Below are 7,777 nucleotides of genomic sequence, written 5' to 3'. Positions count from 1 at the left end.
CCGCTGCCGGTGACCCACCTCCAGCTGGCATCGCTGACCGATGCCACCGGTGGGCACGCCAACGAAAGCACCCCACCGCCGTGCGCGAACACGGGGTCGGGGTCCGCCGTCGTAACGGGACCGAGCGAAAGACTCAGCGGCTCTCGCCTTCCTTGGCGAGCACGTAGTCGTACTGAACCTCGTTGCCGGAGCCGTCCGCACGCTCCTGCACGTCCAGCATGAGCTCGGGCTTCACAGCCGAGGCGATGTCGTCCTCGTTGTGCGGGTCACCCGGGAAGTAGAGCTGCTGGGTGACCATCTGGTAGCCGGGAGCGGAGACCTTGATGTGGATGTGCGCGGGGCGCCACGCGTGCCAACCGGCGGCGGCGATCAGCTGACCGCACGCACCGTCTGTGGGGATCTGGTACGGAGCGGGCTGCATGGTGTGGATCTCGAAGTGCCCGTTCTCGTCCGCCTTGACGGTACCGCGGAAGAGCCACTCGGGCATGTCCGGCGCGTACTGGGAGTAGAACCCGGCGGCGTCGGCGTGCCAGATCTCCACCTGGGCGTCCTTGATGGGGTTGCCGTCGGTGTCGGTGAAGTCACCGTGGAACAGTAGCGGGGTGCCCTCCTCATCCTCGCGCATCTCGAGCGTGGCAGGGGTCTGCAGTTCGGGGGCGTTCGGCACGTAGTAGGGGCCCTCGATGGTGCCCACGGTGCCCGGGCGCTCCTTGGAGTTGACGTCCTCCACAGTGTGCTCGAGCCACACGTCCAGGAACAGCGGCCACTCACCATCCGTGCCCACCTTGATGAGCCAGGCCTTCAGGGCGTTGTACTCCTCATAGGTGACCTCGTGCTCTTCCACGATGTCGTTGGCAGCCTTGATGAGCGCACCCGCGAGCAGCGAGACGCGCTCCTTGGGGACGTCGAGCTTGGACTTCTTGCCGGAAGCGGCGAAACGCTCGGTGGCCTTGGTACCGGCTTCGACGGCGGTGCCCTGGCTCTCCTTGAGGTGTGCGGCGGAAGGGTTGTCAGTCATGGTGACCTCCACGGTTCTCGTAGCAGATGGGGACGCCCGGGGGTGATGGCAGCGGCCCCTCGCTCCGCGCTCCGGACCCGTCGATCGGACCCCTGGCCGGATGGCGACCGTGAGGCACGCAACTGCGATCCGTGACGTCCATCTCAGATTGGTGCGGCGAATCTATATTCAACAAATATTTAATTCGGTGTTACTCATTCTATAAAGTAAAAAAATGACCCCAGGTTCAGCCTAGGGTTCCCCCTGATGTGAGTGGGGTCACCCTCCATCAGTATGAGGGATACGCACCTGCTGGTTCACCTGCGGGATCGCGCCCCTCAGGCCCCTCGGTCCCGCACCCGCACCCGCACCACCTCGTGGGCTGACGTCGGCGCCCAATGTTCAAGGAGTTACGCCATGACCGAGACCCTGAGCCGTTTGCACGACGTCCTCGACGGCGCCGTCGAGGACGACCGCACGGAGGGGATCATCCGCGCCAAGCGCGAGATCTTCACCGACGCCGAGATCTTCGAGCTCGAGATGAAGCACATCTTCGAGGGCAACTGGGTGTACCTGGCCCACGATACGCAGATCCCCAACGTGGGCGACTACTTCGCCACGTACATCGGCCGTCAGCCCATCGTGATCTCCCGGGACAAGAACGGTGAACTGCACGCCCTGATCACCGCGTGCGCCCACCGCGGTGCCATGCTGTGCCGCCGCAAGACCGACAACCGCACCACGTTCACCTGCCCGTTCCACGGCTGGACGTTCCACAACTCCGGTGAGCTGCTCAAGGTCAAGGACTCCCGCGGCGCCGGCTACCCGGAGAACTTCAACAAGGACGGCTCCCACGACCTCACCAAGGTAGCCCGTTTCGAGAACTACAAGGGCTTCCTGTTCGGATCGCTGAACCCGGATGTCCTACCCCTCGAGGAGCACCTGGGTGACGCCACCAAAGTGATCGACTCCATCGTGGAGCAGTCCCCGGAGGGCCTCGAGGTGCTGCGACTGCATCGCTCCCAAGGGTGAGTCGGACAAGTCCCGCGCCCACCGGATCCGCCAGTACGAGGACTTCTTCAACGCCACCGGTATGGCCACCCGGACGATCTCGAGGAGTTCCGCTCCTGCCAGAAGACGTACCAGGCCACCTCCGCGCCGTGGAACGACATGAGCCGCGGCCGGGATCTATACCAAGTTCGGCATCTATTCCCGCAGCGAGCTCGCGGCCCTGTACCGGAGCAGGAATAACGGGCCCTGCTGGGTCAGGAGCCGAGAGCCGGGACGACCCCGGTGTCGCCACCCGCCCACGACCGCACGCAGGATGCGGCCCGCCCACACCGCCCCGCGTGAGGGACGGGGGCGGGCCGCCTCAGCGGGCCCGGTAGTAGGCGAGCTTGTCCTCGTCGATCACGGTGCCGACCCCGGAGACGTCCCGCACGTGGATCTTCCCGTCCACGATCCGCAGGGGCTCGGCCAACAGGTCGTCCGCCATGTCCAGGAAGTTGGACAGCTCCCCCGCGCGCTTGGACGTGTGGGAGAAGGCCGCGCCGAAGGTCACGGACGCGATGGTCCCCACCTGGGTGTCGATCTGGTTGCCCACGTAGACGTCCACGCCCAGGCCCTCCGCGAGACCCACTATCTTGGTGGCCTCAGTGAAGCCCGAGCGCGCGGTCTTGATCGCGAGCAGGTTCGCTCCCCCGCTCAGCAGCTCCTTGGCCGCCGTGCCCAGGTTCGGGGCGGACTCGTCCGCGGCAATCGGGATGGGCGAGGTGCTCACGAGGCGACGTCGGCCCATGACTTCCCGAGCGTCGTCGGGCTCCTCGAGGAACTCCATGCCGAGGTCCGCGGTGAGGCGCAGGACCTCGGAGGCCTCGTTGGCGCTCCACCCGCGGTTGGCGTCCATGTAGATCCGCGCCTCGGGACCCAGGCCCTCGCGCAGCACGCGGGCGGCCTCGACGTCGAGCGAGACGGGGTGGCGCCCCGTCTTGAGCTTGAAGGTGGTGATCCCGTAGGTCTCCCGGAACTCCAGGGCGATCTCGAGCAGCTGTTCCGCGGGCTTGAACCCCAGCATGTGGGAGACGCTCATGTGGTCGGTGTACCCGCCCAGCAGCGTGGACACGGGTTGTCCGAGCAGCTGGCCGATCGCGTCCCACACGGCGATGTCCACCGCGCCCTTGGCGGTCTGGTTGTGGAAGGTGCGGTCCATGACGGTCTGCATCCGCTCCCGGGCGAAGGCGTCCAGACCGCTGAGCTGCGGGGAGAAGATGTCCTCGATCACCGCCACGATGGACTTCTGGGTCTCACCGTAGGTGTACGGCCGGGGCGGGGTGTCCGCGGTGCCCACGATGCCCTCGTCCGTGTGCACCCGCACGAGGACGTGGTCCGCTTCCGTCACGGAACCCGAGGCGAAGTGCAGGGGGTGCACGTAGGGGATCGAGTAGGGGATCGCCTCGATGCGGGTGATGTTCATGGTCGCCTTTCTTGAGCGGGTGGTGCTCGGGTCAGTCGTGGTCGGTGACGTCCATGACGAGGTTCAGGAAATTGCCCAGCAGGGCCGAGCGGTCGTCCCGCCGCCAGGCCACGGCCATCTCGGTCACGGGGGAATCCTCAAGGCCCGCGTAGAGCACGCCCTCGAGCTGCAGCGCTCGCACGGACTCGGGGACCACGGCGATCCCGCTGCTGGCCGCGACAAACGAGAGCATGGTGGAGGTCTCGTGGGTGACCTGCGCGATGCGCAGCTGGAAGCCCGCCCGGCGGCACATCTCGGACACGGTGCGGTACACGGCCGATTCCGGCGGGTAGGACACGAAGTTCTGCTCCTGCAGTTCGTTTGCCGCCACGGGCCGCCCGGACGCCAGGGGGCTGTCGCTGGGCATGGCCACCACGAGCTTCTCCCGGCCCACGATCCGGTACTCGATGTCCTGGGATGCCACGGGAGGGCGCAGGATCGCGGCGTCGAGCGTGTGGTCCCGCAGTCCTGCCTCCATGGCTGGCGTCAGCATCTCGCCCTGCAGGGTGAGGGAGACTCCGGGCAGCTGCTCCTTGGCGTGGCGCACGAGCCGCGGCATGACGCTGTAGGTGGCCGAGCCCGAGAAGCCCACGCGCAGCACCCCGGTGGCGCCGTTGCCCACCTGGTAGACGTCCGCCTTGAGCGTCTCCACCTCGTTGATGATCTGACGTCCGCGGTCCAGCAGCTCCTGTCCGGCCGGAGTCAGGTCCACGCGCCGGGTCGTGCGGTCCAGCAGTTTGACGCCGAGCTGTTCCTCGAGCTGACGGATCTGTTGCGACAACGGCGGTTGCGCCATGTGCAAGCGTTTGGCGGCACGGCCGAAGTGCCGCTCCTCCGCCACTGCGATGAAGTAGTTGAGTTGTCGAAGCTCCATGGTTCTCCCCGGTCCGCGTCCGCCACCTTGATATGGAGTTTAGCCATAATCACAGGGATTAGAAATAGATATTGTCAGAATTTGACGACGCCGAAGTGCACACCGGCGGAAGCCGGGATGCCCTGGAATACGCGCAGCAGGATGAGCAGGATCGCACCCCACGAACCGATGCTCGCGGAGGACGGGATCAGCCCGATCAGCGTGGAGCCGATACCCATGACGAACATGGGCAGGATGAACATCTTCTTCCGGCCCAGTTTGTCCCCGAAGTGACCGAAGATCGCACCGCCCAGGGGCCGCGCGAGGTAGCCCGCGGCGAACGTCCCGTAGGAGGCGATCACGCCGGCCACCGGGTCCAGGTCCTGGAAGAACACGTGCGGGGCCACCAGCGCGGAGGCGGAGGCGTAGAGCAGGAAGTCGTAGTATTCAATGGTGGAGCCCAGGTACCTGGAGAAGATCACGCGGTGCGCTTCCCTGTCCTGCGGCCTGCGATCCATGGACCGCAGCTCGGTCCCCGGGGCGGTGGTTGATGACATGGTGATTCCTCGGGATCAGGCACGTTCGCGCAAGACGTTCTTCTGGATCTTGCCCGTGGTGGTGCGCGGCAGTTCGGCCACGACCTCCACCCGGGTGGGAAGCTTGTAGGTGGCCAGCCCCTCGCGCAGCCGGGTGAGGATCTCGTTCCCGCTCAGCTCGGGGGCGTCCTCGAACAGCACGACGAACGCGCGGCCGGTCTTGCCCCAACGCCCGTCCGGCACACCGATCACGGCCGCTTCCTGGATCTCCTCGAGACCCGGCAGGGCGTTCTCCACCTCCGCGGGGTACACGTTCTCCCCGCCCGAGATGTACATGTCCTTCATGCGGTCCTTGGTGTAGAGGTACCCGTCCTCGTCCTCCACGGCGATGTCCCCGGAGTCACCACGTCCGGGGTGCGGAACTGACGGTGGATGATAATGGTCCCGCCCAGCATGAATGTGGGCAGCGTCATCATGGTCAGCCCGGCAATGTGGAACAGGGGCGCCACGGCCAGGTGGTCCTCGTCCTGGCGCGGGTCCTGACCGATCAGGGTGTTGACGTACTGGTAGAAGAGGTTGCCTGGTGCGTGAGCGTGGCACCCTCGGGCCGGCCCGTGGTCCCGGACGTGTACATGATCAGGGCCAGGTCGTCCTGCTCCACCGGTTCGTCCACGAGCTCCTCGGAACCGGAGGCCAGGAACCGCTCGTACTCCTCCCCGGGTCCGCCGCCGTCCACACTCACCCAGGAGCGCACGCCGGTCAGTTCGGCCTCCAGACCCGCAGCATTCTCGCGTTGGTCTTGCCCGAAGACCACGGTGGTGGCACCGCAGTCGCCCAGAATGTACTCCACTTCCGCCTGCCGCAGTTGGGGGTTCACCAGGACTGCGGCCGCCCCGATCGACCCCGCGGCGAAGAACGTCTCCAGCAGGGCGGGGTGGTTGAGCCCCATGTAGGCCACCCGGCCCCCGTGGCGCACGCCCGTTCGGCAGGAGTTGTTCCGACCGAGCTGATCCCGGCCGATGAGGTGTCAGGAGTCCAACAGGTTGTTCTTGATGATGTCCTGCTTGACCGCTCGCCGCAGGGTCTTACCGAGCATCGTGCGGGGCAGGTCGTCCATGGCCACGATCCGGCGCGGCACCTTGTAGCGGGTGACCTTGTCGTAGCAGTGCTTGCGCAGGGCGTCCTCATCTAGGGTGACCCCGGGTTCCAGCACGACCGCCGCAACCACGGTCTCGTTGCCGTCGTCGTTGGGGATGCCCACCACGGCCGCGTCCGCGACACTGTCGTGCAGTTTCAGGGCGGTCTCCACCTCGGAGGGGGCCACGTTGAAGCCGCCCGTGATCACCACTTCCTTGATCCGGTCCACCACGCGCAGGAAGCCGTCCTGGTCCACCGTCACGATGTCACCGGTGCGCAACCAGCCGTCCTCCGTGAACAGTTTCGCGGTCTCCTCGGGGCGCTTCCAGTAGCCCTGCGTGACCTGGGGGCCCTTGACCAGCAGCTCACCCTCCGCGTCCACGGGAACGTCCTCACCTGTCTCCGGATCCACCATGCGCACGTCCGTGCTGGGGAAGGGGATGCCGATCGAACCCGAACGGCGGTGCTCGTTGAGGGGGTTGCACGCGACCAACGGGGAGCACTCGGTGAGGCCGTAGCCTTCAATCAGCACCCCGCCCGTGGCGTCCTCCCACGTCTCGACCAGGGGCACGGGCAAGGTCATGGCTCCGGACACCGCCACCCGGATGCCGGTGAGATCCTTCCCCTGCTCAGCGGCGGCGTCGAGCACCTTCTGGTACACGGGCGGGACGGCCGGCAGCACCGTGGGCATGCTCTTCTTCATGGCCCGCAGGATGAGGTCCGCGCGCACGGTGGGGAACAGGACGAGCTTAGCGCCCAGGGACATCGCGAACGTGACACCCAGGGTCAGCCCGAAGGCGTGGAACAGGGGCAGCACGCCGTAGACGACCTCGTCGGACGAGCTGTCCAACCAGTGCTGGCCCATCACGGCGTTGGACTCCAGATTGCGGTGGCTCAGCATGGCGCCCTTGGGCAGGCCCGTGGTCCCGGACGTGTACTGCAGCAGGGCGATGTCCGTGGCCGCGGGCCGGGGGTGGTCCTCACGGATCGGGTCGGAGTCCACGAGGGACTTCCACGCGATGGTCCCCGGGGCCGGCTGGGTGAGCTCTCGGCGCTGCTCGGCGAGCTTCTTGAAGGGCATGCGCAGTCCCACGCGCATCATCGTGGGCATGCTCGCGGTGATGTCCACGGCCACGACGTGCTCGACGGCCAGGTCCTTGGGCATCCCGGTGATCCTCGCGGCGACCTTGTCCCACGCGATCACCACGCGCGCACCGTGGTCCTCGAACTGGTGGCGCAGTTCCGGGGTCGTGTACAGCGGGTTGTGTTCCACCACGATGGCCCCGAGCCGCAGGGCGGCGTAGAAGGCCACGATGTGCTGGGGGCAGTTGGGCAGCACGATGGCCACGCGGTCCCCGGCCTGCACGCCCAGCCGCCGCAGTCCTTCCGCGACCCGTCGCACCTGGTCACCGAGCTGCGCGTACGTCATTCCCGCGCCGAAGAACTCGACCGCCGTCTTCGCGCCGTGGCGGGCCACCGATTTCTCGAGCATGTGCACCAGGGAGGTCTCGGGCAGCTCCAGGTCTCGGGGAACGCCGGGGTCGTAGCTCGCCGTCCACGGGCGGGTCGCCAGGAAGTCTCGGGAATTCGTCTCAGCCATGTCAGCGAGGCTACCGTCCCGCCCGTCCCGCCGTGGGACATTCGCCCGCGTCCCACGACGACGTCGCACCCGGCGTCCCGGACCCGTCCCACGGTCCCGGTCTCGATAGACTTCTGGGGACCCGCCACCGGAATCCCCGCCG

At 66.9% G+C, this 7,777-nt stretch carries 7 protein-coding genes and 1 pseudogene; 1 reads left to right on the top strand and 7 read right to left on the bottom strand.

Translation table 11 applies throughout. The annotated features are described in order from the left end of the window. Positions 1-133 precede the first annotated feature (133 nt). Entirely contained in the window at positions 134-1,018 is an 885-nt protein-coding gene (gene catA, locus B3I25_RS09975; protein ID WP_286738785.1) for a catechol 1,2-dioxygenase, read from the bottom strand. Between the two features lie 396 nt (positions 1,019-1,414). Between catA and B3I25_RS09970 the strand changes: the two genes are divergently transcribed. After that, a complete protein-coding gene (locus tag B3I25_RS09970; RefSeq protein ID WP_286738784.1) occupies positions 1,415-2,029 on the top strand; it encodes a Rieske 2Fe-2S domain-containing protein in 615 nt (204 codons plus the stop codon). Positions 2,030-2,369: 340 nt separating this feature from the next. On the opposite strand, the gene B3I25_RS09965 is transcribed toward B3I25_RS09970, so the two are convergent. The 6 genes and pseudogenes from B3I25_RS09965 to B3I25_RS09940 all read right to left on the bottom strand — a co-directional run bounded on the left by B3I25_RS09965 (position 2,370) and on the right by B3I25_RS09940 (position 7,635). Further along, a complete protein-coding gene (locus B3I25_RS09965; RefSeq protein ID WP_286738783.1) occupies positions 2,370-3,470 on the bottom strand; it encodes a mandelate racemase/muconate lactonizing enzyme family protein in 1,101 nt (366 codons plus the stop codon). A gap of 31 nt (positions 3,471-3,501) precedes the next feature. Continuing rightward, entirely contained in the window at positions 3,502-4,383 is an 882-nt protein-coding gene (locus tag B3I25_RS09960) for a LysR family transcriptional regulator (protein WP_098055071.1), read from the bottom strand. 116 nt (positions 4,384-4,499) lie between these two features. After that, positions 4,500-4,880 (bottom strand): annotated as a pseudogene (locus B3I25_RS09955) (MFS transporter); the annotation flags it as partial. Between the two features lie 54 nt (positions 4,881-4,934). After that, on the bottom strand, positions 4,935-5,282 hold the full coding sequence (locus tag B3I25_RS09950) for an AMP-binding enzyme (RefSeq protein WP_064847416.1): 348 nt from the start codon (positions 5,280-5,282) through the stop codon (positions 4,935-4,937). A 163-nt stretch (positions 5,283-5,445) separates the two neighbouring features. After that, positions 5,446-5,847, bottom strand: a complete 402-nt coding sequence (locus B3I25_RS09945; protein ID WP_064847417.1) for an AMP-binding protein — start codon at positions 5,845-5,847, stop codon at positions 5,446-5,448. 78 nt (positions 5,848-5,925) lie between these two features. Next, positions 5,926-7,635: a long-chain-fatty-acid--CoA ligase gene (locus B3I25_RS09940; RefSeq protein ID WP_064847418.1), complete on the bottom strand. Its 1,710-nt coding sequence runs from the start codon at positions 7,633-7,635 to the stop codon at positions 5,926-5,928. Positions 7,636-7,777: the final 142 nt, after the last annotated feature.

The organism is Kocuria sp. UBA1838 (genome assembly GCF_002338785.1).
In the GTDB taxonomy this organism is placed as follows: domain Bacteria; phylum Actinomycetota; class Actinomycetes; order Actinomycetales; family Micrococcaceae; genus Kocuria; species Kocuria marina.
The sequence above is the reverse complement of the archived record's forward strand: the minus strand, read 5'-3'. Positions and strand labels throughout refer to the sequence as shown.